Below are 25,334 nucleotides of genomic sequence, written 5' to 3' on the forward strand. Positions count from 1 at the left end.
GACGGCCGGGGAGGCCGTGCACTGGTCGGCCGGCAAGGACCAGAACCTGGCGGTGATGGGCGCGCTGCGGCTGCACACCGGCCAGGGCCTGGGCATCGTCGCCGGCCTGCAGCAGGGCGGGGCGGACGCGGGGCTGGACCTGATCTCGGCCAAGGGCAACGTCGACGTGCAGGCGCAGCACGACATTTTGCGGGTGCAGGCGCAGCAGGACATCACCATCGGCAGCGCACAGACCGCGGTGCAATACGCCGCGCCCAAGCGCATCCGCATTGCGACGGCGGCCGGCGCCAGCATCGTGCTCGAAGGCGGCAACATCACCGTCACCGCGCCGGGGCGCATCGACGTCAAGACGGGCGACAAGCGCTTTGCCGGCCCCGACCGATTGCCCTATCCGTTTCCCCAGATGCCCGAGAGCGTCTGCGTCAGCTGCGCCGTGGAAGCCGCGGCGGGCGGCCAGGCCATGACGGTGAAGAATGCTTGAGGACCGCGATACCTGGATCGATCCGGCCGGCCCCGCCGTGGGCCGGGCGCTGTACGACGCCGCGTGGAACCAGCCGCAGCCCATGGAGCGCTACGTGCTGCTCGACGCCGCCTTTGCGCCAGGGCTGCCCGCGCGGCTGGCGCGCTGGCTGGAGCCCGAAGACTACTGCTCGCTCTATGCCGGACGCTACGAAGGCGAAGGCCTGGACGAGGTTGCGCCCTACCTGCTGCGCCTGCCCTGGGTGCCCGCGCTGCGCCAGCCGCTGTGCGACAAACTGATGGATCTGACGCGGGGTAGACCCATGCTCAGCCTGCTGTTCAGTGAGGCCACGCTGGAGCCGCTGGCCGACCACCTGCGCGCGCAGATCGAGGCCGTCGGCGCTGATGGCCGCGCCTATCTGCTGCGTCTGGCGGACACGCGCGCGCTGGCCGCGCTGCTCGACGTGTTGACGCCCGCGCAACGCCAGCGCCTGCTGGCTGGCATCGCGCGCTGGTCCTACGTAGACCGCGCGGGTGAACTGCAATCGATCGAAGGCGGCCCGCCAGCCGCGCCCGCCATCGAGCCGACGCCTTATCAGATCGACGCGGATCAACAGCGCCAACTGCAGCAATGGGCCCTGCCGGACGCCATCCTGCGCTTCGTGCAATTGCGCGCCGGCCTGTTCGGCGAGCTGGCCTGCCGCCCGGCCGCGGCGCATCGCCTGATCGACGAAGGCGTGCAGCGCCTGGCTCGCCGCGGCGTGGATCACGACGCGCTGGCCTATCGCCATGCCTTGACGCTGCTGCGCCGCCACGGCCTGCTGGCCCCCGCCCATTCCTCACCCACGCCTGTTGTCTCCAGCCTGGAGCCGCAATCATGACGTTCAAGTTCCGCTTCGCCGGCCCATGCCGCGAGATTCCCACGGACCTGGATTTCCAGGAGCAACGCAAGGCCTGCCAGAAAATGGGCGAAAAGGCCGGCACGGACTGCTCGATCGAGTTGTTCTTCGGATTCTTCTTCGATGGCACGCGCAACAACATGTATGTGTCGGACAAAGCGCGAGACAACACGCAGACGAATGTGGCGAGGTTGCATAACGTATTTGACGATAAGAAAGACCCTAGTTACAGCGCGCGCCAACACCGATTTCGTACCTATGTCGAAGGCGTGGGTACTCCTTGCGTAGATAAGGTGGGTGATCCGGGAACTGGCGTGCATGCGCAGGCGGGAGCCGCAGCGGGATGGGGGGGAGAAGGTCGCATCAATTGGGCTCTGCTGGAATTCCAGAACCATCTGTATTCGCATTTCGTACCGAATAGCACTTTGACAGATGCGCTAAGGCAGGACACGCGAGCGCTGGTTCGGGAAATGAGCACGGATATGTCGATGTCTGGTTTGCAGATAGAAGAGCTGGCAAAGGGCGCCACCCTTCCTTTTGGACCAACGCCTGGTGACGCGGCGGACGTGGCGATTCGACGCGCCCAAGGTCTGGCTGCATCAGTTTGGAGAGTTCTGAGCGTTCATAAAGCCAGACCGAACAATATGGCACGCTATTCCGTGTTGTCGCGTCGTAACCGTGAGATGCGGCAGATGCTGTCCGGCTACCTGTCCACAAATCCAAAAGTCGAGCGCATTCGCGTCTCTATCTTTGGTTTCTCTCGTGGCGCGGCCGAGGCACGGGTGTTTGCCAATTGGCTCAAGGACGCCTGCGATGTTCCCGAAGGAATGTCTTTTTACACCCCTCGCGGAGACGGCGTCTTGCGCCTTGGGGGCATTCCTGTGGTCATCGATTTCATGGGCTTGTACGACACCGTGGCCTCGGCCGGCATTGCACAGTCGGCGCCTGGCGAATTGTGGGACGGCCACGGCGCGTGGGCAAGCAAGGAAGACATGGAAGTTCCAAGTATGGTCACTCGCTGCGTCCATATGGTCGGGGCGCACGAAGTGCGAGGATCATTTCCGCTGGACTTGATTGATGGTCGTGGCTTTGAAGAGATCGTCTATCCGGGGGTGCATTCAGACGTGGGAGGCGGCTACAAGCCTGCAGAGCAAGGCCGAGGGATGGCGGATAACGATAAGCTGTCGCAAATTCCTCTGTGCGATATGTATCGGGAAGCCGTGACGGCCGGCGTACCCTTGAGGTTGCACACGGCGCCTGCTCGCGACAAGGCCCGGTTTGAAGTGTCGGCCAACCTGCGCAATGCATTCAATGCTTACGTCGAGAACACTCGCGACATATCCAATGGGCAATCATCGACCCGCCGAATCATGTACAACCACTACGTTCAGTATGTGCGCTGGCGACGCTTTCGTGTTGATCGCGGGCCTGAGTGGCTGGGCGGCATTCCCAGTGCGCTGCGGGCCAAGGCGAACAATCCTCAGGACTACGAGGATCTGGTGCAAGCCAACGACGAGTTGCTGCTGGAGGTTCGAACGTTGACTGCGAACAATGCGCTTGAACGCAGCTCAACCCCGAATGTGATGCCGGGTGCGGAAGGCGCTCGGCTCTATGACAGTGTCATGTTGGCATTGCGAGGCAACAAAGAGAAGATGTGGCTGGATCAGATGCGCACCGTCTGGAACCTTCCTGGCAGGCCCGTCGCCGCGGTGATTGATCTTCTGGACAATTATGTGCACGATTCAAGGGCCTGGTTCAAGCCTCTGGGCAAGGATGACGACGTGTGGATGAGCATCCAGCGTGATCGTCTCAAGCAACTGGACCAGCGTGAAAAGCTGGCCGAACAATATGTATCGACCGGTCGGGCTGACCTGGCCTGGCCACTGATGCCCAGCAAGGAAGAGCGGGCAGAGTTGGTTGCCTATCGAGCAAATCCCAATGCCGTGCCATTGCAGGCCGGTGGACGGGAGTTTTACTCTCAATGGGGCTATTTGCGCTGGCGCTCTGTCTACGCCAATCCTCAGGTTCGGGCGCAACGGGAGGCGCAGCAGGACCGGGAGAATACGCAGCGTGCTCTGCAGAATATGCCAATAAACTTCAACGCCATTCCGCGATTCTGAGTATGCAGAAAATCAATTTTCTGATCAGCCTGTTCACTCGACTTCGCTCGCTTCGTTGGGGATGCTCTTTAGCCTTTTGCATGGCGTTGATAGGGCAGCCTGTGGCTGGTTGGACGCAGTCCATGCCTATTCCCGCAACGCTTGGCGTGCGGTTAGGCATCATCAATTACCTTGACGAAGGTTTGAGTCCCGTCTTCATCAATCGTGCATGGGCGGGAAGTGCTCGTGCGCAGGCTTACACATCCAGCACTTGCTGCGTTGCCATTGCGACCGAGTGGAAGCCGGGAATGACAATGAGGGTGGAGTGGAATTCTGATTCGATGTTTTATCGTGGCGAGAATGATCTATTGGTTCGCGATGTTCCGGTCATGCCATACGAGCCGTTTCACGATGGTTATGTCTGGGCCATTTTTCTGCCTGGTGGAGAGGTGCGGCTGCAACCATCACGCTCTCGTCCTGGCGCGGAAGGCTTTTTGTTGGGGTTGCCTCCACCCGGCGAGGCGACCGAGGCGGAATTGAAGCAGTTCATCGAAAAGACCCAACCCAAGCAGTAGGCATGCGCCCGAGCATACGGATTCTTCGTTCACGTGCACGCGGTCAGTCGCTACACGGCAGTGCCCGTCTGATTCGCCGATCTATGTTGGCAATGTTCCTGGGCGCTTCAAGCCTGATCGCTGGTCTGGCTTCGACACAGCCCGTGCCGACCCCCGAGGCGCTTGCTGTTCGATTGGGTATCGTCAATTATCTGGATGAGGGCTTGAGCCCGGTTTTCATCAATCAAGCGTGGGCAGGCACCGCTCGTGCGCAGGCTTACACATCCAGCACTTGCTGTGTTTCCCTGCCAAGGGAGTGGGTGCCGGGCATGACGATGCGGATCGAATGGAACTCCGATTCCATGTTCGAGCGCGGGCAGGATGCGTTGACGGTACGAGACGCGCCGGTCTTGCCTTACGACATTTCCTATAGCGGCTATGTTTGGGCGATTTTCTTGCCTGGGGGTGAAGTGCGTGTACAGCCTTCAGCGTCTGGGCCTGGCGCTGTGGGCTTTTTGCCGGGACTGCCTCCACCCGGCGAGGCGACCGAGGCGGAATTGAAGCAGTTCATCGAAAAGACCCAACCCAAACCTTGAGTCGTCCGGGCGCCGAGCGACCGTCGCGCTACCCGTCCTCGTTTCTTCCCCCGTCCCCGCCAGACTCCCGCCGGGACATTGCCCGCGGCTGGTATGATGCCTGGATATATAACCAGTTGTCAGGCCGACCTTTCCGCGCCTGGCTGCCAGCCCCGCGCGCCATGTCCGACCCGACCCTTCCGCCTTCCAACAGCCGTCCCGACCCCTTGGCCGACCTGAATCCGGCCCAGCGCGAGGCCGCCGAATTCGGCGTGGCCGGCACGGGCGACGACGGTCCCCTGCTGGTCATCGCCGGGGCGGGGTCAGGCAAGACCAACACCTTGGCGCACCGGGTCGCTCACCTGATCCTGAACGGCGCCGACCCGCAGCGCATGCTGCTGTTGACGTTCTCGCGCCGCGCCGCCCAGGAAATGGAGCGCCGCGTGGGGTCGGTGCTGCAACGGGTCATGAACCTGCGCGGCACCCAGCAGGCGCCGTCGCTGCCATGGGCGGGTACGTTCCACGCCATCGGAGCGCGCCTTTTGCGCGATTGCGCCCAGCGCATCGGCCTGTCCGACGCCTTTACCATCCATGACCGGGGCGATGCCGAAGACCTGATGGGCATGGTTCGCCACGAGCTTGGGCTGTCGTCCACCAAGTCGCGCTTTCCGCTCAAGGGCACCTGCCTGGCGATCTATTCGCGGGTGGTCAACAGCCAGACGCCGGTGGCCGACGTGCTGCACAGCGTGTTCCCGTGGTGCGCGCAGTGGGAAGACGAGCTCAAGAGCCTGTTTCGCGGCTACGTGGCGGCCAAGCAGGACCAGCAGGTGCTCGATTACGACGACCTGCTGTTGTACTGGGCCGAAATGATGGGCGATGCGGCCATTGCCGCCGACGTCGGCGGGCGCTTCGACCATGTGCTGGTGGACGAATACCAGGACACCAACCGCCTGCAATCGGCCATTCTGCTGGCCATGAAGCCCGACGGCCGCGGCCTGACGGTGGTGGGCGATGACGCCCAGTCCATCTATTCGTTTCGCGCCGCCACGGTGCGCAATATCCTGGATTTCCCCACGCAGTTTCCCAAGCCGGCGCGGGTCATCACGCTGGACCGCAATTACCGCTCGACCCAGCCCATTCTCACCGCGTCCAACGCGGTCATCGGCCTGGCGACCGAGCGCTACGCCAAAGACCTCTGGACCGACCGCACGTCGTCGCAACTGCCCGAACTGGTCACCGTCAGCGACGAAGGCGGGCAGGCCCGCTGGGTGGCCGATCAGGTGCTGGCCCAGCGCGAGGGCGGGGCCACGCTGAAGTCGCAGGCCGCGCTGTTTCGCACGTCCAGTCACAGTGCAGCGCTTGAACTGGAACTGACCCGCCGCAATATCCCGTTCGTCAAATTCGGCGGGCTGCGCTTCCTGGAAGCGGCCCACGTCAAGGACCTGCTGTCGCTGTTGCGCTGGGCCGAAAACCCGCGCGGCCGCATGGCGGGTTTTCGCGTGGCGCAGTTGTTGCCCGGCATCGGGCCGGCCACCGCCGGCAAGCTGATGGACGCCATGGCGCAGTCGGCCGAGCCGCTGCGTGCGCTGCGCGAATTCAAGCCGGGTGCGGCGGCCCAGGCCGAGTGGGGCGCGTTTGCCGATACGTATGCCGCGCTCGCCGACCCGGGCCTGCGCTGGCCGGCCGACGTCGACCTGGCGCTGCGCTGGTACGCCGGCCAGCTCGAACGCCTGTACGACGACGCCCGGGTGCGCAAGACCGACCTGGACCAGCTGGTGCGCATTGCCGCCGGCTATCCGTCGCGCGAGCGTTTCCTGACCGAACTGACGCTGGACCCGCCCGATGCCACCAGCGACGAATCCGGCGCCCCGTCGCGCGACGAAGACTACATGATCCTGTCCACCATCCATTCGGCCAAGGGCCAGGAATGGAAGGCCGTGTACGTGCTGAACGTGGTCGATGGCTGCATACCGTCCGACATGAGCACCGGCACGGCCGAGGAAATCGAAGAAGAGCGCCGCCTGCTGTACGTGGCCATGACGCGCGCCAAGGAACGCCTGCAACTGATCGTGCCGCAGCGCTTCTATGTGCACCAGCAGACCGGCATGGGCGACCGCCATGTGTACGGGTCGCGCACCCGCTACATCACCAACGCCATGCTGCCGCTGTTCGACCACCTGCCCAAGCTGCCCGACCTGCCGGGCGGGCCGCGCGAACCCCGGCAGCCGCAGGCGCCGCAGGTGGACGTGGCCAAGCGGGTGCGCAGCCTGTTCGCCTAGCAGGGGGGGGCCTCGGCCAGGGCTGAACAGCGGCGCTGGGCTATCATCGCCCCATACCGATACGCTGTTTCCGCAAGGGCTCGCATAGCCGGAGGATGCCTATGTCTACCGAAGAAATCGTCGCCACCGATCCGCATAAAGGCGAGGTCGTGGCGTCCATTGCCTATGTGAACGGCCGGCGCGAGCGCGAGGTGCCCATCGAAGAAGTGGGCCAGTACGTCAACCAGGACCGCAGCATGCTGTGGGTGGGCCTGCGCAATCCCGGCCCCGAACTGCTGGGCCAGGTGGCCCGCGAGCTGGGCGCCTGCGACAAGAACCAGGAAGAAATGCTGGAGCCGCACCGCCGGCCCAAGATCATCGACTACGGCAACATGGTGCTCATCGTGGCCATCACGGTCGAGGTCGAAGCCGAACGCCCTATCTTCGGCGAAACCCAATTCCTGATCGGCGAAGGCTTCCTGGTCACGGTGCGGCGCGGCGCCACCGCCGGCCACAGCCCCTTGCGCGAACGCCTGGAAGCCTCGCCCGACCTGCTCAAGCGCGGCAGCGACTACGTGGCCTCCGAACTGCTGGACTGGCTGGTGGACCGCTACGTGGCCGCCGCCGGCAAGATCGAATCGGTGGTCGAGGGCGCCGAGCAGAAGCTGCTGATCCGCGGCGCGAAAGATTCCGATATCCGCAAGCTCTATCGCCAGCGCCGCGACCTGTTGCGCATCCACACCGTGGTGTCGCCGCTGGTCGAGATCAGCCGCCGCCTGGCGCGCGTCGAGATGTCGGCCGTGGACGAACACGCCCGGCCGTATTTCGGCGAAGTGGCCGACCGCGTGTCGCGCGTCGATGAACTGTTCAACGCGCTGCGCGAATCGCTGGCCTTCGCGTTTGAAGCCAGCCTGATGATCGGCCAGGCCGCGCAGAACGACACCACGCGCAAGCTGGCGTCCTGGGCCGCCATCCTGGCCGTGCCTACGGCCATCGCCGGCATCTACGGCATGAACTTCAAGTTCATGCCCGAGCTGGAATCCCCGTATGGCTATCCCGTCACCCTGGGGGTGATCGCGTCGGTCTGTTCCTTCCTGTACTGGCGTTTCCGCAAGTCGGGCTGGCTCTAGACCTGCCAGGCCGGCAGGGCGCCGGCGCCGGGTGAGCCGCGCCTTGCCTGCGCCGCCCGGGCTTGTGGCACACTGCCTCTCGTTTCTTTATCCGGAGCCCGGCCCGTGCGCGGCAAATCTCCTTTTGGCGGCGCCAGCAAGCTGACCGCCCTGATCGTCGCCCTGGTCCTGGCCGCGGCCGGCGCTATCGTCAACTGGCTGCAGCCGTCGGGGCAGGGCGGCCAGCGGCCCGGCGCCAGTGCGCCGGCCTCCCAACGCACACCCGGGGCAGCCCCCGCAGGCGGCGTGCCGAGCGGCAGCTATACCTTGACCGGCATGATCGTCAACGTGGCCGACGGCGATACCGTCACGCTGCGCGTGCCCGACGGCCAACGCCGCATCCGCCTGGACAGCATCGATGCGCCCGAAGAGGGCCATGGCGCCGACCAGCCCGGCCAGCCCTATGCCGAGGCCGCCCGCAAGAACCTGGCCGACCTGGTGGCCGGCAAGACCCTGACCGCGCAGTGCTACGAAAAAGACCAGTACGGCCGCGAAGTGTGCGCCCTGATCCTGGAAGATGGCCGCTCGGCCAACCGCCTGCAGGTCGAAGCCGGCTACGCCTGGGCCTACACGGCCCGCCAGGGCGCCTATCTGCACGACCAGGCCATGCCCGGCCTGCAACGCCAGGCCAAGGCCGCCGGCCGCGGCCTGTGGGCGGGCAAGGACCCCGTGCAACCCTGGAAGTGGCGCTACGACTGTTGGCGCCAGCGCCAGTGCGGCTGACCCCCCGGCAGAACCCTAAGGGGATGCCTGGGTACTGGGGCAGGGGCACCTTTGCTATTCTCTGTCGCACTGAATAGAAGGAAAGGTTTCCATGCTTGCTTTGAAGCGGCTTTGGGCGGCGGCCATGCTGCTGTTGCTGGCGTTGGCGGGCTGCTCCCAGGAAAGCAGCCCCATCAACAGCCCGTACCCGTCCGGCGCCGAAGGCCAGAACACCCTGTATTCCGCCTTCGTCAAGCGTTCGCCCAAGTACCTGGACCCGGCCAGCTCTTATTCCGGCGACGAAACCCCTTATACCTACAGCATCTATGAGACGCTCTACGGGTACCACTACCTCAAGCGGCCCTACGAACTGATTCCCCGGGCCGCGGCGTCCATTGACCCGCCGGTCTACCTGGATGCGCAGGGCAAGGTCCTGCCGGCCGACGCGCCGGGCGAGCAGATCGCCGAAAGCGTCTACGACATCAAGATCAAGCCCGGCGTGCGCTTCGCGCCGCACCCGGCCTTTGCCCGCAAGACCGACGGCAGCTACGACTACTTCCCGCTGTCGCCGGAAGACCTCGAAGACAAATACGCCATTCCCGACTTTCCCCGCACCGGCACGCGCGAGCTGGTCGCCGACGACTACGTCTACGCCTTTCGCCGCCTGGCCAGCCCACGGGTGGTGTCGCCCATCTATTCGCTGATGGCCGAATACGTCAGCGGCCTGAAGGACTATGGCGACCGCCTGCGCCAGCGCGACCAGGCGCTGCGCCGCGACCTGCCCGGCGGCGCGGGCGCTTCCTGGCTGGACCTGCGCGAGCCCGACGGCTTCACGGGCGTACAGGCGCTGGACCCCCACACGCTGCGCATCCGCGTCAACGGCAAGTACCCGCAATTCAAGTACTGGCTGGCCATGACCTTCACGGCGCCGGTGCCCTGGGAAGCCGACCGCTTCTACAACCAGCCCGGCATGGCCGAGCACGACCTGTCGCTGAACACCTGGCCCGTCGGCACCGGCCCCTACATGCTGGCCGAATCGCTGCAGAACCGCCGCCACGTGCTGGCGCGCAACCCCAACTTCCACGGCGAACCCTATCCCTGCGAAGGCGAGCCCGGCGACAAGGCGGCCGGCCTGCTGGCCGACTGCGGCAAGCCCACGCCCTTCATCGACCGCGCCGTGTTCAGCGTCGAAAAAGAGGCCATTCCGCTGACCGGCAAGTTCATGCAGGGCTACTACGACGTGCCGCAGATCGAGCGCGGCGAGTACGGCGTGGCCATGCTGGTGGCCGCGGGCGACAGCCAGGACAAGGCGCGCAAATACCAGGAACACGGCATCCGCCTGCCCACCACGGTCGAAACCGCCAACTGGTACATGGGCTTCAACTGGCTCGATCCGGTGGTGGGCAAGGGCGACACGCCCGAGCAGGCCGAAAAGAACCGCAAGCTGCGCCAGGCCATCAGCATCGCGTTCGACTGGGAAGAATACGTGGCGGTGTTCGAGAACAGCCAGGCGTCGGTGGCCTACGGCCCGGTGCCGCCCGGCGTGCTGGGCTACCGCGAGCCGCCCGAAGGCGTGAACCCGGTGGTCTACGACCTGGTCGACGGCAAGCCGGTGCGCAAGTCGGTCGACGTGGCCAGGCGCCTGCTGGCCGAAGCCGGCTACCCCGATGGCCGCAACGCCGTGACCGGTGCGCCCCTGGTGCTGTACTACGACTCGATGCAAGGGGGCGGCTCGAATCCCGCGTTCGACTGGATGCGCCGCCAGATGGCCAAGATCGGCGTGCAGATGGACGTGCGCGCCACCGACTACAACCGCTTCCAGGACAAGATGCGGCGCGGTTCGGCGCAGATCTTCCTGTGGGGCTGGAACGCCGACTACCCCGACGCCGAGAACTTCCTGTTCCTGCTCTACGGCCCCAACGCCAAGGCCAAGGATGGCGGCGAAAACGCCGCCAACTACGACAGCCCCGAATTCAACCGCCTGTTCGAGCAGATGAAGTTCCTGGATGACGGCCCCGCAAAGGAAGCCCTGATCGCCCGCATGGTCGCCATCGTGCAGCGCGACGCGCCCTGGATGTTCGGCTACTTCCCGATGTCGGGCGGCGCCTACCAGCAGTGGGTCGGCAACGCCAAGCCCACCCAGATGGTGCGCAACACGCTGCAGTACATGAAGATCGACCCGGCCCTGCGCGAGCGCAAGATCGACGAATGGAATTCCCCCATCTGGTGGCCGGTGGGCCTGTTCGCGCTGCTGATCGCGCTGGCGATCTGGCCGTCGTACCTCGCGCTCAAGCGGCGTGAACGACAGACCGCGTTTGGCCACGGTCCGCGCAAGGAGCATCAATCATGATCGGCTACATCATCCGCCGGCTGCTGTATGGCGTGCTGATCCTGATCGGCGTGAACCTGTTCACCTTCATCCTGTTCTTCGCGGTGAACACGCCCGACGACATGGCGCGCCTGGCCATCGGCGGCCAGCGCATCAGCCAGGACGCGGTCGAGAAATGGAAGGTCGAGCACGGCTACGACAAGCCGCTGTTCTACAACACAAAGGCCAGCGGTTCCGCCCAATTGACCGACACCGTGTTCTACCAGCGTTCGGTGCCGCTCCTGGTGATGGACTTCGGCCGCTCCGACGGCGGCCGCGACATCGGCCGCGAAATCCAGACCCGCATGGGCCCCAGCCTGGCGCTGGCGGTGCCCACCTTCTTTCTGGGGCTGTTCGCCAGCATCGTGTTCTCGCTGACCTTGGTGTATTTTCGCGCCACCCGGCTGGACTTCTGGGGCGTGGTGGTCTGCGTGATACTGCTGTCCATCTCCAGCCTGTTCTACATCATCGCGGGGCAGTGGCTGTTCGCCAAGGTGCTGCGGCTGGTGCCGTTCTCGGGCTTCGAGGGCGGGCTGGACATGGTCAAGTTCCTGGCGCTGCCGGTGCTGGTGGCGATCGTGTCGCGGCTGGGTCCCGAAGCGCGCTTCTACCGCACCCTGTTCCTGGAAGAAATCGGCAAGGACTACGTGCGCACCGCCCGCGCCAAGGGGCTGGCCGAACGCGTGGTGCTGTTCCGCCACGTGCTGCGCAACGCCATGCTGCCCATCCTGACCAGTACCGTGGCCGCCTTGCCGCTGCTGTTCATGGGCAGCCTGATCGCCGAATCCTTCTTCGGCATCCCCGGACTGGGCAGCTACACCATCGACGCCATCAACGCGCAGGACTTCTCCATCGTGCGCGCCATGGTCTTCCTGGGGGCGTCGCTGTACATCGTGGGGCTGATCCTGGCCGATATTTCCTACACGCTGGCTGACCCCCGCGTCCGATTCGAGTAGCCGCCATGCCCCAATTCGTATTCCTCTGGACCGATATTGCGCTGTGGCTGATGGTGCTGGGTGCGCTGGCCTACGCCTGGCGGGTGCGCCGCAGCCCGAACCTGCGTTCCACCTGGGCGCGCGTGGCGCGCGACACGCCGGCCATGTGTTCCGCGGTGGTGCTGGCGGCGTTTGCGGTGGTCGGCTTGCTGGATTCCGTGCATTACCGCCCCTTGCTGCCGCCCGCTCCCGGCGCGGCCGCGGACGCGCCGCCGGTCTACGCGCCCGCCGTCAAGTCGGCGCTGGACGGCCTGTTGAGCGGCTCGGTGCTGACGCGGCCGGAAAAAACCTATTCCAGTCCGCTGGCCGTGCGCCAGTTCACCAAGGAAACCCTGCTGGTCGACGACAAGCCGGTACGCGATTTTCCGCGCCTGCGTGCCGCGGGCACGCACCTGGCCGACCCTGATCGCGATCATGCCGGCGACCTGTCCCGACGGTTGGGCCTGGGGCTGGCGGCGGGCCTGGCCGTGGCGCTGGCGGGCACAGGCCTGCTGTTCGCCGGGCTGGCCCGGCGCGCGGGCGCTTCTGCCGCGGCGCAGGCGCTATTCGGCGGCGATTCGGATGTGCCCTGGCGCGCCATGGCCATCACCTTCACGCTGCTGTGCCTGGCGGGCGGCGCGCTGGCGGGGCTGTCCACCGGCTACCACGCGCTGGGCACCGACCGCATCGGCAACGACGTGCTGTGGCAGGCCCTCAAAAGCATTCGCACCGCGCTGGTCATCGGCAGCCTGACCACCCTGGCGATGCTGCCGCCGGCCATCGTGTTCGGCATCGCGGCCGGCTATTTCAAGGGCAAGGTCGACGACGCCATCCAATACCTCTACACCACCATCACCTCGATTCCCGGGGTACTGCTGGTGGCGGCCTGCGCGCTGATGATGCAGGTCTACATCGACAACCACGCCGACCTGTTCGATACCTCGGCCGCGCGCGCCGACCTGCGCCTGTTCCTGCTCTGCATGATCCTGGGCCTGACCGGCTGGGCCGGCTTGTGCCGGCTGCTGCGCGCCGAGACGCTCAAGCTGCGCGAGCTGGAATACGTGCAGGCGGCGCGGGCCTTCGGCGTGTCGCACTGGCGCATCATGACGCGCCACCTGCTGCCCAACGTGGCCCACCTCGTGCTGATCACCGTGGTGCTCGAATTCTCGGGGCTGGTGCTGTACGAGGCCGTGCTGTCCTACCTGGGCATCGGCGTGGACCCCAGCATGAATTCCTTTGGCTCCATGATCGATGGCGCGCGCCTCGAGATGTCGCGCGATCCCATGATCTGGTGGAATCTCCTGACCGCTTTCCTTTTCATGCTGGCCCTGGTGCTGGCGGCCAACCTGTTCGCCGATGCGGTGCGCGACGCCTTCGATCCGCGCACCCGCCGCTACAAGCCGAGCCGCCTGCCGGGCCTGGGCCTGTTCGGCCGCCGCCCCGACGCCGTGCTGGCTGCCGACGCCCGCTCATCCAAGCCCGGAGACGCCCCGTGACGCACGACACCCCCTTGCTGGCCGTGCAGGGCCTGGACGTCGACATCGCCGGCGAAAGCGGCATGACGCATGCGGTCAAGCGCCTGCAGCTGGCCATCTCGCAGCGCCAGACCTTTGCCCTGGTCGGCGAATCGGGCTGCGGCAAGAGCATGACGGCGCTGGCGTTGCTGCGCCTGCTGCCCGATGCCGGGCGCATCGTCGGCGGCCAGATCGAACTGGACGGTGAAGACCTGAACCGCCTGCCCGAAAGCGCCATGCGCGGCGTGCGCGGCGGGCGCATCGGCATCATCTTCCAGGAGCCCTCCACCAGCCTGAACCCCGTCATGCGGGTGGGCGACCAGATCATCGAAACCCTGGTGACGCACACGCCGCTGCGCGGCGCTGCGGCACGGGCGCGGGCCATCGACTGGCTGCGGCGCGTCGGCATCCCCGAGCCGGAACGGCGCGTGGACGACTACCCGTTCCAGTTCTCCGGCGGCCAGAAGCAGCGCGTCATGATCGCGATTGCCCTGGCAGCCGAACCGCTGCTGCTGATCGCCGACGAACCCACCACCGCGCTGGACGTCACCGTGCAGGCGCAGGTGCTTGATCTGCTGGCCGACATCCAGCAGGAAATGGGCATGGCCGTGCTGCTCATCACGCACGACCTGGCCGTGGTCAAGAACGTCGCCCATCACGTGGCGCTGATGCGCGGCGGCGAAATCGTCGAAAGCGCCAGCGCGGAGGAATTCTTCCGCGCGCCCAAGCACCCTTATGCGCGCCAGCTGTTCGACGCCATTCCGACCTTCGAAAAGCGCGGCGTGCCGCTCAGCCAGCCTGGCCGCGACGCACAGGCGCTGGACCCGGCCGCCGCCCGCCGCCGGGTGCGCGACCCCGGTGTCGTGCTGGACGTGCAGGACCTGAAGGTGCATTACCCCGTGCGCAAGGGGCCGCTGCGCCGCGTGGTGTCGTGGGTCAAGGCGGTCGATGGCGTCACCTTCACGCTGCGCGCCGGTGAAACGCTGGCGTTGCTGGGCGAATCGGGCTGCGGCAAGACCACTACCGGCAAGGCGCTGCTGCGCCTGATCGACGGCGCGAACATCTCCGGCCGCGCCATGCTGCAAGGGCAGGACCTGCTCTCGGCCGACCGCAGCCGCTTGCAGCGTCTGCGCCAGGACATCCAGATCGTGTTCCAGGACCCCTATGCCTCGCTGGATCCACGCATGCGGGTGGGCGACATCCTGGACGAAGGCCTGGAATCCCTGCGCCGCGGCATGAGCGCGCAGGATCGCGCGGCCCATGCTGCCCGGCTGATCGAACGGGTCGGCCTGCCGGCCAACACGCTGGCGCGCTATCCGCATGAATTCTCGGGCGGCCAGCGCCAGCGCATCGCCATCGCGCGGGCCCTGGCGGTCGAGCCCAAGGTGCTGATCTGCGACGAGCCGACCTCGGCGCTGGACGTGTCGGTGCAGGCGCAGATCCTGGACCTGCTGCGCGAATTGCAGGCAGAACTGGGCATCGCCTATCTCTTCATCACGCACAATTTCGGCGTGGTCGAGTACCTGGCGGACCGCATCGCCGTCATGGAAGGCGGGCGCATCGTCGAGCTGGGCGAGGCCGACGCCGTGCTGCACGCGCCGCGCCAGGACATGACCCGGCGGCTGCTCGACGCCGTGCCACGCCTGCAATTCGGGCCCCTGTCCGCCGACTGAAACCCGCCCCTTTCGCGCCGCGGCGGGCGAGGGGGCGGCGGTGTCGTGCGATACTGTCGATTCGAAATCCGCGAAAAACGACGTTCCGATACCGCCGGCCCCGCGCCGCCCGGAACGTCGCGCACACGTCACCCCGCCTTGGCGTCAGGTCGGCCAGCGATTCCCCCGACATCCCGTCGGACCGTCACGAGCAACTGCGCGCGCAGCGCGCCTTGCCCGTACCACCGGAACGCGCCATGAACCTCGCTATCCCCGCAGCAAACTCCCTGTCCCGTGCCCGTATCGCCATCGTCGGCGCCGGACTGGGCGGCCTGACGCTCGCACGCGTCCTGCACCTGCACGGCATCCCCGCCACCGTGTTCGAAGCCGACGCCTCGCCCGATGCGCGCGGCCAGGGCGGCTTGCTGGACATCCACGCACACAACGGCCAGATCGCCCTCAGGGCCGCCGGCCTGCACGAGGCCTTCCTGGCCCTGGCGCTGCCCGGCGAGGACGGCAAGCGGGTCGTCGACCGCCATGGCCGCATCCTGTTCGATCGTCCTGGCCAGGCCCAACCCGCCCGGCCCGAAATCGACCGGGGCGCGTTGCGCCGCCTGCTGGCCGCGTCCTTGCCTGACGGCACGATCCGATGGGGCCACAAGCTCACCGCTGCCGACGCCCTGGGCGATGGCCGGCATCGCCTGGCGTTCGCCCAGGGCGCCTCGTTCACCGCCGATCTGGTGGTCGGCGCCGACGGCGCCTGGTCCCGCATCCGGCCGCTACTGTCGGCGGCCCTGCCTGCGTACGTCGGCACCACCTTCATCGAAACGCGCCTGTCCGATGGCGACCGCCGCCACCCCGCCAGCGCGCAGCTGATCGGCCGCGGCACCCTGATGGCCGTGGCGCCCGGCAAGGGCATCCTGGGCCATCGTTACGCCGACGGCACCCTGCACGCGTACGTCGCCTTGAACCGGCCGCAGGCCTGGTTCAGCGCCATCGACTTCACCTGCCGGTCGGCCGCCCTGGCGCGGCTCGCCCTGGAATTCGACGGCTGGGCGCCGGCGCTGCGCGCGCTGGTGACCGAAGGCGAGGCCGACCCTATCGCCAGGCCGCTGCACGCCTTGCCGGTCGCGCATCGCTGGGAACGGGTGCCCGGCGTGACCTTGCTGGGGGATGCGGCGCACCTGATGTCTCCGTTTGCCGGCGAAGGCGCCAACCTCGCCCTGTACGACGGCGCCGCGTTGGCCCACGCGCTGTGCGCGCGCCCCACCGCGATCGAGACCGCCTTGGCCGAGTACGAACAGGCCTTGTTTGCCCGCAGCGCCTCGGCCGCCGCGCAGACGGCTCGCAACCACGAGCGCTTCTTCGGCCCGCTCGCGCCGGCCAGCGTGGTGGACCTGTTCGCCGCGCACTGACGCCACCCGGCGCGGACGCACACAGGCCCCCACGCGGCCAGGACAGGGCCCCAAAGGAAAACCGCCCCCCGGTCCTTGCGGATCGGGGGGCGGTGCGGGGGCCGCTTGCGCGGCCAGACGTCACTCGTGCGCGCTGCGCGTTTCCAGCCACACCAGGGTGTCGTGCCGCAGGGCGCGTACACATTGCGCCAGGAAGGCATGCACCACCTCCAGCTCGGCGGCGTCGTAGCGGCGCGCCATCAGCACCACCGCTTCGGCCACCCACTGGCGTTCCTGGGCCAGTTGCTGGCAGGCTTCCTCGACCGGCCGGATCACGATCATCCTGCGATCCAGCGGGTGGCGGCCCCGCTGCACATACCCGGCCGCTTCCAGGCGATTGATCAAGGCGGTGGCGCCGCCGGAGCTGATGCCCATCAGTTGGGCCAGTTGACCCGTGGGCAGGGCATCGAACTCCATCACCAGTTCCAGCGCTTTCAGATCCGCCAGGGGGATACCCAGTTTCTCCGCCAGGGCCGACTGGCATGCCGCGTTGTACACGGCGAACTGCCGACCCAGCATCAGGGCGATATCGTCAAGCATTCCGGGCCGCAGATCGTTGTTGCGAGATTCAGGCATCACGGTCACATGCTCGTGGTGAACGATGGTTTCTTGTTGCAGCATGGTTCGCTCCCTCACGGATCCGGTGGTTTACTTCTGGCCCGACAGGCCGCCGAGCAGGCCGCCCAGCAAACCGCCGTTGTTGGCACCGTTGGTGGTGGTGCCGCCGCCCACCGCGGCCGTCACGCCACCCAGCAAGCCGCCCAACAGGCCGCCATTGTTGGCCGTGCCCGAGGCGCCGGCACCGGCGCTGGCCCCGGCACCCGCACCGGCGGCTCCCGCTCCTGCGCTGACGGTCGCGCCGCCGGTCACCCCTCCGAGCAAGCCGCCGAGCAAGCCGCCATTGGCACCTGCCGCGCCGCCCGCCGTCCCGCCGGCCGTGCCGGTCACGCCACCGAGCAGGCCACCCAGCAAGCCGCCATTGGCGCCGGCCGTGCCGCCCGCAGCGCCGCCGGTCGCACCGGTCACGCCGCCGAGCAGGCCGCCCAGGAGACCGCCGTTGGCCGCGGTGCCGCCCGTGGCGCCGCCCACGGTGCCGGTCACGCCGGCAAGCAGACCGGTCACCGGCGCCAGCAGGCCGCCATTGGCGCCCGTGGTGCCGCCGGTGACGCCGCCCAGGATGCCGGTGATCGGGCTGAGCAGGCCGCCGTTATTGCCGCCCGTCGCACCGCCCAGGCCCAGGCCGCCGGTCAGGGAGGCGACGGCGCCGGTGGCGTTGGCCAAGGTGGCGCCGAGCGGGTTGGGGTTGCCCGGGGTGGCGTTGAGCAGGCCGCCGGCGCTGCTGACCGCGCCGCCCAGGCCTTGCAGCACGCCATTCAGGCCCGCCACATTGCCGCCGGGCAGTTGCGTGCCCAGGTTGCTGACCGTGCCGCCCAGGCTGTTGAGGATGCCGCCCACCGGCGCGCCCAGCTTGGTGGTGGCGCCGACTTGCTGCGTCAGGCCGACCACGGTGCCCGCCAGGGGGCTGGCCGTCGGATCCAGCGCCGCGCCAATGCCGCCCAGCGTGGGCTGCAGGCCCAGCGGCAGCACGTTGTCGACCGTCTTGCCGACGTTGCCCAGTGCCGGTTCCAGCAAGGGCTTGGACGGGCCGTTGAGCACGCCGCCGGTCACGCCGCCCACCAGTTGGGTCACGGGGTTCAGCAGGCCGCCATTGCCGGACAGTCCACCGGTCAGGGCGCCCACCGCGTTGGTGGCGTTGCCGAGAATGGTAGTCAGCGGTTGCGGATTCTTCGGGTCGGCATTGAGCAGGCCGCCGGTGCTGGCGACCGTCTTGCCCAAGCCTTCGACCAGACCGCCGACGCCGGCGCTCAGGCCGCCGGGCAGGCCGGTGCCCTTGACCGTGGTGCCCAGGCCTTCGACCAGGCCGCCGACTTGCTTGACCGTGCCGTCAACGGGTTGGCCCAGGCCGGTGGTGGCGCCCACTTGCTGAGTCAGGCCGACAACCGTATCGACAACCGGCTTGACGGTGGGGTCCAGCGCCTTGCCGACGCCGCCCAGGGTCGTGCCCAGATTCAGCGGCAGGGTATTGTCGACGGCCGCACCGGTATTACCCAGGGTGGTTTGCAGCAAACCGGTGGTCACCGGATTGACCGGGGGATTCGGTTCGTTCGGGTTGCCCGGGTTATTCGGACCGCCGGGGTTATTCGGATTGCCCGGATTGTTCGGGCCACCCGGATTGGTCGGAAGATCGGTGCCCGGCAAACCAGCCGAAGGACCGCTCTTGTGGCCACCGCCTCCGCCGCCGCAGGCAGCCAGCGTGCTCATCAGAGCGGCCGCCAGAACGGTGGAAGTCAAAATACGTTGTACGCGCTGCGTTTCAATCTTGGCATTCATGGCGAGCTCCTGTGGGGGAAGTGTCAGGCGTCGAAACTGCCCGATACGTCTCTACATGCATAAACCGTGCCAATATTTTTCGAATGCCGTGCCAGTTTACGTTCAGCGCGTTTTTAGGTTTCTAAAACGTCAATAAAATCAATGGCTTGAGTGGTGTTAAAAGGGTTTATACCAATATTGGGAATCCCCCATTTTTACGATCACGCGGAGCCTGCGAATGTTACGTCTGACCGTCAATCGCCCGTTACGTTACGGCCCACGTTACGTAACGCGGTGTGTGGAACAGGCAAAAAAAAGCGCCCGTCGGAACGGGCGCCTGGGTTTTCCGACGGCAATCCATGGATTGCCGCCGCCAGATCAGAACGCGTCGTAATACAGCGAATAGTTCGCGTTGAAACGCACGTCGCGGTCGTTGTTCACCGTGGCCGAACCTATCGGCTTGGCCACGTTGAAATCAAACAGGTAGTACTTGTCATCGGTGAAGCGCAGGCCCAGCGCCACGGATGACAGGTGCCGTTGATTCAGTTGCTGCAGGCCCTTGTTGTTGTAATAGGTGCGGGCAAAGTCGATCAGCGCGTACGGCTGCACGTTCGACAGGTATTCCCAACCTGTGCCGAAACGGCGGTTCACTTCGGCTGATACGCCCACGCCCTTGTCGCCGCTTTGTTCGCCTTGCGGATAACCCATTGCGAAGCGCCAGCTGCCGAACGACACCTGTTCGGACGACGGCAATATATTGCTCGAATACTGGGCGGCGCCGGAAAGCGTCAGGCCGAACTGCGCTGGCAGGGCGAAGGTCTGCTTGGCATTCAGGTTGTAGCGGGTGAAGTCCAGGTCCAGGATCGGCACGGCCGAATAGCCGTAGTTGGTGTTGATCTCTTTCTTGGCGCCGGCCGAATTGAAGCCCTTGGCCACCGCCAGGGTCACGTCGGAAGTCGCGGCCTCGGACACCTGGATATAGCGCATTTCCAGGTTGGCGGCGCGCACCTGCGCATCCTGCTGCAGCCAGCGGTCGGAGTTCTTGGCCTCGTAGCGGTCCTTGGAGTTGGCGGCATAGACCCCCAGCGTACCCGTCAGCGAGCGCGTGTTGTTCAGCAGGAAGGGGTAGCTCACGCCGATGCCGATGCGGTCGTTCTTGACGCGCCGCTGGAAGCCCAGGTATTCGATCGCGTCGTCCTTGGGCTTGGCATCGTAGTGATAGCCATCCACCTTGACCGCCAGGCCGTCGTTGCCGATCGGCACGCGGATCTCGCCCGACACGTACTTCACGTCGTCGGTGTTGAACGGGACGGCTGCCGTCAATTTGACCTGCTCACCCAGCGGCGTCAGGCTGTTGGTGGCGGCATTCACCAGGGGCTGCATGCCGGTGCCCAGGTCCGCCACGCCGGCGGTCAGGCTGACCGGCTGGCGCGAAGCCGTCAGCACCAGTTCCGTGGCGCCGTCGGCGCGCCGCGGCAGGTCCAGCGCCGGCGTGAATTTCACGCCCGGCACCGTGCGCATCAGGTTCAGCACCCGTTCCAGCGTGGCCTGTTTCAGGGGCTTTTCGGCTTTCAGCGGCTCGGCCAGGGATTCCAGGCGGTCCTGCGCATTGCCGATGTCGCCTTCGATGCGCACCGTGCCGATATAGCCTTCCACCACCGTCACCACCACCAGGCCGTTGGCAAAGGTCTGGTTCTGCACCAGCGCGAACGACAGCGGATAGCCGCGGTCACGGTAAAGCTGGGTGATCTTGTCCACCTGCTGCACCAGCTCGCCCAGGCTGATTTCCTTGCCGGACAGGGGTTCGAGCAGGGCCGACACCTCTTCGAACGGCATTTCATGCACGCCGGTCACGTCAAAGTGCCGGGGCACGATGCGTTGCGCCAGCCGCGCCTGCAGCGCCAATTGCTCCGGGGTGGCGGTCTGCACCACAGGGGGCGGCTGCGTCGCGCTGGGAGGGCGTTCTATCTGCGGCATGGCGTCGACGGGGTTGCCCCGCAGCGGGCCATCGGCCCGTGCCGTGCCGACAGCGGCAAGGGTGCAGATCAGGGCGAGGTAAAGCGGACTTGCGGGAAGCGTACGTCTCATGCCTTGTTGTCTCTCATTTGCCGCAGGTGCCGTTAAACAGCATTCGATAAATGCCCGGATTAAGGCCGTCAATATACGGGGACGCTATATAAGTAATGACCGTCGCGTGCCGTTCAGGCGGTATGTTGCCAGCGCGGCAGGGCAATGACAAATTATTTCATTGTGACTGCTCGGAAACGTGGATATAACAACATAGTGAAATAGAAGGCAATTCCGGAATGCGAAAATTCAGGGTTTACCGGTATGCGAAAAAATGACGCCTGCGAATTTCCGAGTATTCGTTACAAGTAAGCTGTCGCAGTGTTGCGAATACTGGTATAAACCCTGATGTGTATTAATTGTTAATAGATAAGACTATATAAACGTTTCAAAACACATCGGGTTTACAGGCTATCGGGAGTCCGTAGATGAACCAGGATGACCGCAAGACAATCGTCGCAAGCAGACCCGCCGCAGACGGCCTCGATCCGCAGATTCACAGGGGCCATCCATGAACCCGGGCGATATCGTTCCGCTTTCTTTCAATGGCGGCCTCGTCGCGCTGTCGTTCCTGATTGCGGTGCTCGGTTCCTACGTGGCGCTGCTGGCCGCCGTCGGCATCCGTGCCGAAATGCAGGACGGTGAAATTCGCATCGGTTACATCCTCATCGGTGCGCTGGCCATGGGCGGCGTGGGTATCTGGAGCATGCACTTCATCGGCATGCAGGCACAGGACTTGCCGTTCGACGTGGGTTACCAGGTCGGATTGACCGCACTCAGTTTCCTGGTGGCCGCCGGTTTTTCCGGTTGGGCTTTCTGGTATGTGGGCCGCGACCGTTTCACATTTATGCGTTGTCTGGTGGGCGGCCTGGCCGCGGGCCTGGGCGTTGCCGCCATGCATTATGTGGGCATCAGCGCCATGCGCATGCCGGCCGTATTCATGTGGAATCTGCCGATGGTTGTTTTGTCGGTATTCATCGCGGTAATTGCCGCGTCAGCCGCATTGTGGCTGGCTTTCAATACGCAGAATGAGTTTCAGCGCGCCGGAGCGGCCGTTTTGATGGCAGTGGCCGTGTGCGGCATGCATTACACCGGCGCGGCAGCAGGCACTGTCGTCTGCACCACGCCGCGGGATTTTTCCAGCATGCAGATCGGCGGGGTGATGTTGCCGTATATCGCGTTCGTGCTGTCCGCCGTCATGCTGATCGCCATGCGGTGGCATCTGCAGCGCGCCTCGCGACGCTTTCGGGCGCGCCTGGCGCAGCGCATCGATTCGATCATCGAATCGGCTCCCTCGGTGGAGCCGGGCAGGACACCGGGTTCCACATTGGGCCCCGGTTAGCAGTCCCCGGAGGCGCGCGGGTGACGAACACGCCAGCGCACCGAAGTACCGGGTTTAGGGGGCCTGTGCCGCGACTGCGGCGAGGCTCAATTATCCAGCGAGACCTCAGGAGCTCGACATGAAAGCGAAACTTGCGCAGTTCTGGAACGACGAAGAAGGCATTACCGCCCTGGAATACGGGCTGATCGCGGGCACCATCGCGGTGGCGCTGGTGGCGGCTTTGGCGACATTCACGGGCGCGCTAAGCGGCCTGTTCACGTCGCTGCAAGCCAAGCTCGCCAACGCGTCCAAGTGAGACCGAAGGCCCCGGCCGCCTCGGCGTGCCTGGCTATGGCCAGGCGGCCCCGGCTGGCCGGGCCTGCTGCCCCGTTTGATACGGAGCTGAAGGAGACGGTGTCCCACTGGGCGGGCACCCGGTAGTTCGAACCGAAACCGTCAGAAGGTCCTGCCTTGTATCCAGGGGAAGTGCTGTGGTGGCTGTTGTTCGCATGCTGGAATCTGGTGTTGATCTACACCGATCTGCGCTATCGCCGCGTACCCAACACGCTCATCGTCGCGGGATTCGCGGGGCAGGCGCTGTGGCTGCTGGCCGCCTGGCTGGCTCCGGCTTGGGGCTATCCGCCACGCTGGGCCGGCTGGCCCATGGCCTTGGCCGGATTTGCCCTGGCCTTGCCCTTTTTCCCTTTATGGACCCGGCGCCTGATGGGCGCGGGCGACGTCAAGGCCATTGCCGTGCTGGGCCTGTTGACGGGCTTTGCACCGCTGGTGCTGACGCTGGTGTTTGCCAGCCTGCTGGCCGGGCTGCACGCCTTGCTGTACCTGTTTTTTTCCCGAAGCTGGGCATTGCCGCTTCGGGCTCGCCAGATTCCGTACGGCACCTACCTCGGCGCCGCCGCGCTCAGCGTGGTGTTTATTCCCTTGAATTCGGACTGGTATTCGTGGTGTTTTTCCTGGTGTTCTACGCGATCCTGACCTACGCCCTGGTCTTTACCGCGCAGCATTCCGTGACCCTGGCCGCCCAGGATGGCGCGCGCAAGGTGCTGCAGTGGCAGCCCGGCGCCACCTCGCTGACGACCCGTGCCAATGCCGGGCGCGATATTGCGCTGGACCGGTCCGGCTGGATCACCACGATGTCCTCGGCGGCCGTGGCTGTCGCCGTGTGCGGGCCGTCGGGCACGCTCAGCAGCACGGGCGGGGGCAGCTGCAGTGGCTTGCCGCTCACGGCCGACCAGATCGAGGTGACCGTCAGCTATCCCTACGGCGCCAATCCCCTGATTCCGAATTTCCCGTTCCTGGCGCAGGCCCTGATGCCGCCTTCCAGCGTGCTGACCGCGCGCGCCACGGTCCACCTGGGTAATTCGCTGGACGGGAGCCCCTGACATGGCTGCGCACGCCGACCCGGATGTCCCGCGCGGCCGCAAGACCGCGCAGCAAGGCATCGCCACGCTGGAGTTCTCGCTGATGGTGACGATGCTGCTGATGTTCGTCTGCGCCGTCGTGGGCTATGGCGTGCTGTTCTGGATGCAGCAGCAGCTGGCCTCGGCCGCTTCCGAAGGCGCACGGGCGGCGGTGTACGCGCGCTTCGCGGGCCAGGCGGATGTGCCCGGTTCGGCATGCACGGCGGCCATGAGCGTGTTCGGCAGCGGGTCGGCGGTGGCGTGCGCCACCACCAGCGCACCCTGCACCTGGAGCGGCTCGGGTGGCCAGACGGCGCAATGCGCCACCGTCGCCATGACTTTCAACGTGCAGGCCTGGCCGGTGCTGTCGACCTTCCAGGCCTTCATCGCGATGTTGCCCGGGACGGACAAGAACTGGATTCCGACCCGGCTGTCGTCGAAAGCCATCGTGCAAATCTCCCAAGGGACACCATGAGCAGTCTGAGCAAAATCATCGCGGGTGTATTGCTGGCGGCGGGCCTGGTGCTGGCGTTCGTGGCCTGGCGCCTGGCTTCCGAACCGTCGGCGCCTGCGCAGACACCCGCCGGGCCCGTGGCCACGACGACGCCCGCGCCGTCAGCGCCGCCGGCCAAGCGCTATCCGGTGGTAGTCGCGGCGACGCCGATCCCGGCCGGCACGCGCATCGACGGCAGCAAGATGCTCAAGGTGGATGAATGGCAGGTGGCCTTGTCGGGCAGCTACAGCTCGCCGACGCCGCTGGAAGGCGCCTATGCGCGCATCGACATCGCGGCCGGCGATCCGCTGCTGCCCAGCATGCTGGCGCAAGGCCTGGGCCGCCAGCTCAAGCCGGGCGAGCGCGCCGTGGCGATCGCGGTGGATGAAGTCGTGGGGGGCGGCAATCGCATTGCGCCGGGAGATCTCGTGGACGTGTTCTTCATGCTGGAGAAGGGCGTCGAGGTCCAGGGCGGCCAGGCCCGGCTGCTGCAGTCGCAGGTCCGCGTGCTGGCCTACGGCGCCGCGTCGGTGGACGGTCCGGAAGAAAAGACCACGCTGCCCGGACCACCCGGGCAGCCGGCCAGGACGGCGGTGCTGGCCGTACCGGTCGAACAGGTCAGTGAATTGATGCTGGCCAGCCGCACCGGCCGCCTGCAACTGGCCCTGCGGCCGGTGGGCGACGACGCCGTGCCCGACACGCAGCTGTTCGCGCAGCGCAGCGCGGTATTGCCGGCGCGCACCGACCTGACACCCGAACAGCGCGCACTGCTGCAGACCGGACCGAACCGCGCCTATGCCGGCGAAAGCCTGGCGCAGCTGGAAGGCACGTCGCCCGCCGCGAAACCCGCGCCGGTCCGTGCGTCCGGCGGCGGGGGCGGTCGTTCCGTCGAAATCTTGCGAGGAGACAAATCCGAGCGCGTGCGCTATTGAAACGCGGCTGCGCGTGGCCAGATGCCGCCCGTGGCTGGACCCGACCTGTCAACTAG

Annotated in this window: 22 protein-coding genes; 19 read left to right on the top strand and 3 right to left on the bottom strand. The window is 66.2% G+C overall.

The genetic code is table 11. From position 1 onward, the window contains the following. From AC6LJ2_RS22760 to AC6LJ2_RS22820, 13 genes are all read left to right on the top strand, one after another. Positions 1-481 (top strand): DUF2345 domain-containing protein (locus AC6LJ2_RS22760; protein WP_498152242.1); only part of this gene is annotated, 481 nt, incomplete at its 5' end. Next, entirely contained in the window at positions 474-1,340 is an 867-nt protein-coding gene (locus tag AC6LJ2_RS22765) for a DUF4123 domain-containing protein (protein WP_263913510.1), read from the top strand. The genes AC6LJ2_RS22760 and AC6LJ2_RS22765, both read left to right, overlap by 8 nt. After that, a complete protein-coding gene (locus tag AC6LJ2_RS22770; protein ID WP_263913511.1) occupies positions 1,337-3,478 on the top strand; it encodes a phospholipase effector Tle1 domain-containing protein in 2,142 nt (713 codons plus the stop codon). The genes AC6LJ2_RS22765 and AC6LJ2_RS22770 overlap by 4 nt, the downstream gene beginning before the upstream one ends. A gap of 2 nt (positions 3,479-3,480) precedes the next feature. Beyond that, positions 3,481-4,032, top strand: a complete 552-nt coding sequence (locus tag AC6LJ2_RS22775; protein ID WP_263913512.1) for a DUF3304 domain-containing protein — start codon at positions 3,481-3,483, stop codon at positions 4,030-4,032. A gap of 83 nt (positions 4,033-4,115) precedes the next feature. Next, positions 4,116-4,607 (top strand): DUF3304 domain-containing protein, encoded by a 492-nt coding sequence (locus tag AC6LJ2_RS22780; RefSeq protein ID WP_263913513.1) that lies wholly within the window; start codon positions 4,116-4,118, stop codon positions 4,605-4,607. A 161-nt stretch (positions 4,608-4,768) separates the two neighbouring features. Continuing rightward, complete coding sequence (locus tag AC6LJ2_RS22785) at positions 4,769-6,865, top strand: ATP-dependent helicase (RefSeq protein WP_498152243.1); 2,097 nt, start codon at positions 4,769-4,771, stop codon at positions 6,863-6,865. Positions 6,866-6,966: 101 nt separating this feature from the next. Next, positions 6,967-7,974: a magnesium and cobalt transport protein CorA gene (locus AC6LJ2_RS22790; protein ID WP_263913515.1), complete on the top strand. Its 1,008-nt coding sequence runs from the start codon at positions 6,967-6,969 to the stop codon at positions 7,972-7,974. 105 nt (positions 7,975-8,079) lie between these two features. Next, on the top strand, positions 8,080-8,736 hold the full coding sequence (locus tag AC6LJ2_RS22795) for a thermonuclease family protein (protein ID WP_498152244.1): 657 nt from the start codon (positions 8,080-8,082) through the stop codon (positions 8,734-8,736). Positions 8,737-8,827: 91 nt separating this feature from the next. After that, positions 8,828-11,065: an ABC transporter substrate-binding protein gene (locus tag AC6LJ2_RS22800; protein ID WP_498152245.1), complete on the top strand. Its 2,238-nt coding sequence runs from the start codon at positions 8,828-8,830 to the stop codon at positions 11,063-11,065. Further along, complete coding sequence (locus AC6LJ2_RS22805) at positions 11,062-12,039, top strand: ABC transporter permease (RefSeq protein ID WP_263913518.1); 978 nt, start codon at positions 11,062-11,064, stop codon at positions 12,037-12,039. The genes AC6LJ2_RS22800 and AC6LJ2_RS22805 overlap by 4 nt, the downstream gene beginning before the upstream one ends. Before the next feature lie 5 nt (positions 12,040-12,044). After that, a complete protein-coding gene (locus AC6LJ2_RS22810; RefSeq protein WP_263913519.1) occupies positions 12,045-13,553 on the top strand; it encodes an ABC transporter permease subunit in 1,509 nt (502 codons plus the stop codon). Further along, the gene (locus tag AC6LJ2_RS22815; RefSeq protein WP_445657065.1) at positions 13,550-15,244 is read left to right on the top strand and encodes an ABC transporter ATP-binding protein; all 1,695 of its coding nucleotides are present in this window, start codon (positions 13,550-13,552) and stop codon (positions 15,242-15,244) included. Before AC6LJ2_RS22810 ends, AC6LJ2_RS22815 begins: the two co-directional genes overlap by 4 nt. 236 nt (positions 15,245-15,480) lie before the next feature. Then, positions 15,481-16,638, top strand: coding sequence for an FAD-dependent oxidoreductase (locus AC6LJ2_RS22820; RefSeq protein WP_498152246.1), 1,158 nt, complete (start codon positions 15,481-15,483; stop codon positions 16,636-16,638). 120 nt (positions 16,639-16,758) lie between these two features. Here the strand turns inward: AC6LJ2_RS22820 and AC6LJ2_RS22825 are convergent, their stop codons facing one another. The 3 genes from AC6LJ2_RS22825 to AC6LJ2_RS22835 form a co-directional block, all read right to left on the bottom strand. Next, positions 16,759-17,298, bottom strand: coding sequence for a MarR family winged helix-turn-helix transcriptional regulator (locus tag AC6LJ2_RS22825; RefSeq protein ID WP_025140514.1), 540 nt, complete (start codon positions 17,296-17,298; stop codon positions 16,759-16,761). Between the two features lie 27 nt (positions 17,299-17,325). Next, positions 17,326-19,068, bottom strand: a complete 1,743-nt coding sequence (locus AC6LJ2_RS22830) for a collagen-like triple helix repeat-containing protein (protein WP_498152247.1) — start codon at positions 19,066-19,068, stop codon at positions 17,326-17,328. A gap of 357 nt (positions 19,069-19,425) precedes the next feature. Next, positions 19,426-21,024 carry a ShlB/FhaC/HecB family hemolysin secretion/activation protein gene (locus AC6LJ2_RS22835; protein ID WP_445659196.1) on the bottom strand — a complete coding sequence of 533 codons (1,599 nt, stop codon included), beginning with the start codon at positions 21,022-21,024 and terminating at the stop codon, positions 19,426-19,428. A 601-nt stretch (positions 21,025-21,625) separates the two neighbouring features. On the opposite strand from AC6LJ2_RS22835, the gene AC6LJ2_RS22840 reads away from it, so the two are divergent. The 6 genes from AC6LJ2_RS22840 to cpaB all read left to right on the top strand — a co-directional run bounded on the left by AC6LJ2_RS22840 (position 21,626) and on the right by cpaB (position 25,278). Continuing rightward, positions 21,626-22,456: an MHYT domain-containing protein gene (locus AC6LJ2_RS22840; protein ID WP_263913524.1), complete on the top strand. Its 831-nt coding sequence runs from the start codon at positions 21,626-21,628 to the stop codon at positions 22,454-22,456. Positions 22,457-22,574: 118 nt separating this feature from the next. Further along, entirely contained in the window at positions 22,575-22,751 is a 177-nt protein-coding gene (locus AC6LJ2_RS22845; RefSeq protein ID WP_006390266.1) for a Flp family type IVb pilin, read from the top strand. A gap of 155 nt (positions 22,752-22,906) precedes the next feature. Continuing rightward, the gene (locus AC6LJ2_RS22850; protein WP_263913525.1) at positions 22,907-23,428 is read left to right on the top strand and encodes an A24 family peptidase; all 522 of its coding nucleotides are present in this window, start codon (positions 22,907-22,909) and stop codon (positions 23,426-23,428) included. Next, positions 23,395-23,835, top strand: a complete 441-nt coding sequence (locus AC6LJ2_RS22855; RefSeq protein WP_263913526.1) for a TadE family protein — start codon at positions 23,395-23,397, stop codon at positions 23,833-23,835. The genes AC6LJ2_RS22850 and AC6LJ2_RS22855 overlap by 34 nt, the downstream gene beginning before the upstream one ends. Before the next feature lies 1 nt (position 23,836). Then, on the top strand, positions 23,837-24,328 hold the full coding sequence (locus tag AC6LJ2_RS22860; protein ID WP_263913527.1) for a TadE/TadG family type IV pilus assembly protein: 492 nt from the start codon (positions 23,837-23,839) through the stop codon (positions 24,326-24,328). Further along, the gene (gene cpaB / locus AC6LJ2_RS22865; protein ID WP_498152248.1) at positions 24,325-25,278 is read left to right on the top strand and encodes a Flp pilus assembly protein CpaB; all 954 of its coding nucleotides are present in this window, start codon (positions 24,325-24,327) and stop codon (positions 25,276-25,278) included. The genes AC6LJ2_RS22860 and cpaB overlap by 4 nt, the downstream gene beginning before the upstream one ends. The last annotated feature ends 56 nt before the right edge of the window (positions 25,279-25,334 follow it).

The sequence above is a fragment of the Achromobacter sp. 1014246743 genome (genome assembly GCF_059760725.1).

What these genes read in the sequence shown, in the direction of transcription:
- AC6LJ2_RS22840 (WP_263913524.1), top strand. Translation starts at nt 21,626, where the DNA reads ATGAACCCGGGCGATATCGTTCCGCTTTCTTTCAATGGCGGCCTCGTC.
- AC6LJ2_RS22860 (WP_263913527.1), top strand. Translation starts at nt 23,837, where the DNA reads ATGGCTGCGCACGCCGACCCGGATGTCCCGCGCGGCCGCAAGACCGCG.
- AC6LJ2_RS22825 (WP_025140514.1), bottom strand. Translation starts at nt 17,298, where the DNA reads ATGCTGCAACAAGAAACCATCGTTCACCACGAGCATGTGACCGTGATG.
- AC6LJ2_RS22790 (WP_263913515.1), top strand. Translation starts at nt 6,967, where the DNA reads ATGTCTACCGAAGAAATCGTCGCCACCGATCCGCATAAAGGCGAGGTC.
- AC6LJ2_RS22845 (WP_006390266.1), top strand. Translation starts at nt 22,575, where the DNA reads ATGAAAGCGAAACTTGCGCAGTTCTGGAACGACGAAGAAGGCATTACC.
- AC6LJ2_RS22775 (WP_263913512.1), top strand. Translation starts at nt 3,481, where the DNA reads ATGCAGAAAATCAATTTTCTGATCAGCCTGTTCACTCGACTTCGCTCG.
- cpaB (WP_498152248.1), top strand. Translation starts at nt 24,325, where the DNA reads ATGAGCAGTCTGAGCAAAATCATCGCGGGTGTATTGCTGGCGGCGGGC.
- AC6LJ2_RS22765 (WP_263913510.1), top strand. Translation starts at nt 474, where the DNA reads ATGCTTGAGGACCGCGATACCTGGATCGATCCGGCCGGCCCCGCCGTG.
- AC6LJ2_RS22780 (WP_263913513.1), top strand. Translation starts at nt 4,116, where the DNA reads ATGTTGGCAATGTTCCTGGGCGCTTCAAGCCTGATCGCTGGTCTGGCT.
- AC6LJ2_RS22810 (WP_263913519.1), top strand. Translation starts at nt 12,045, where the DNA reads ATGCCCCAATTCGTATTCCTCTGGACCGATATTGCGCTGTGGCTGATG.
- AC6LJ2_RS22785 (WP_498152243.1), top strand. Translation starts at nt 4,769, where the DNA reads ATGTCCGACCCGACCCTTCCGCCTTCCAACAGCCGTCCCGACCCCTTG.
- AC6LJ2_RS22805 (WP_263913518.1), top strand. Translation starts at nt 11,062, where the DNA reads ATGATCGGCTACATCATCCGCCGGCTGCTGTATGGCGTGCTGATCCTG.
- AC6LJ2_RS22820 (WP_498152246.1), top strand. Translation starts at nt 15,481, where the DNA reads ATGAACCTCGCTATCCCCGCAGCAAACTCCCTGTCCCGTGCCCGTATC.
- AC6LJ2_RS22830 (WP_498152247.1), bottom strand. Translation starts at nt 19,068, where the DNA reads ATGAATGCCAAGATTGAAACGCAGCGCGTACAACGTATTTTGACTTCC.
- AC6LJ2_RS22800 (WP_498152245.1), top strand. Translation starts at nt 8,828, where the DNA reads ATGCTTGCTTTGAAGCGGCTTTGGGCGGCGGCCATGCTGCTGTTGCTG.
- AC6LJ2_RS22835 (WP_445659196.1), bottom strand. Translation starts at nt 21,024, where the DNA reads ATGCCGCAGATAGAACGCCCTCCCAGCGCGACGCAGCCGCCCCCTGTG.
- AC6LJ2_RS22770 (WP_263913511.1), top strand. Translation starts at nt 1,337, where the DNA reads ATGACGTTCAAGTTCCGCTTCGCCGGCCCATGCCGCGAGATTCCCACG.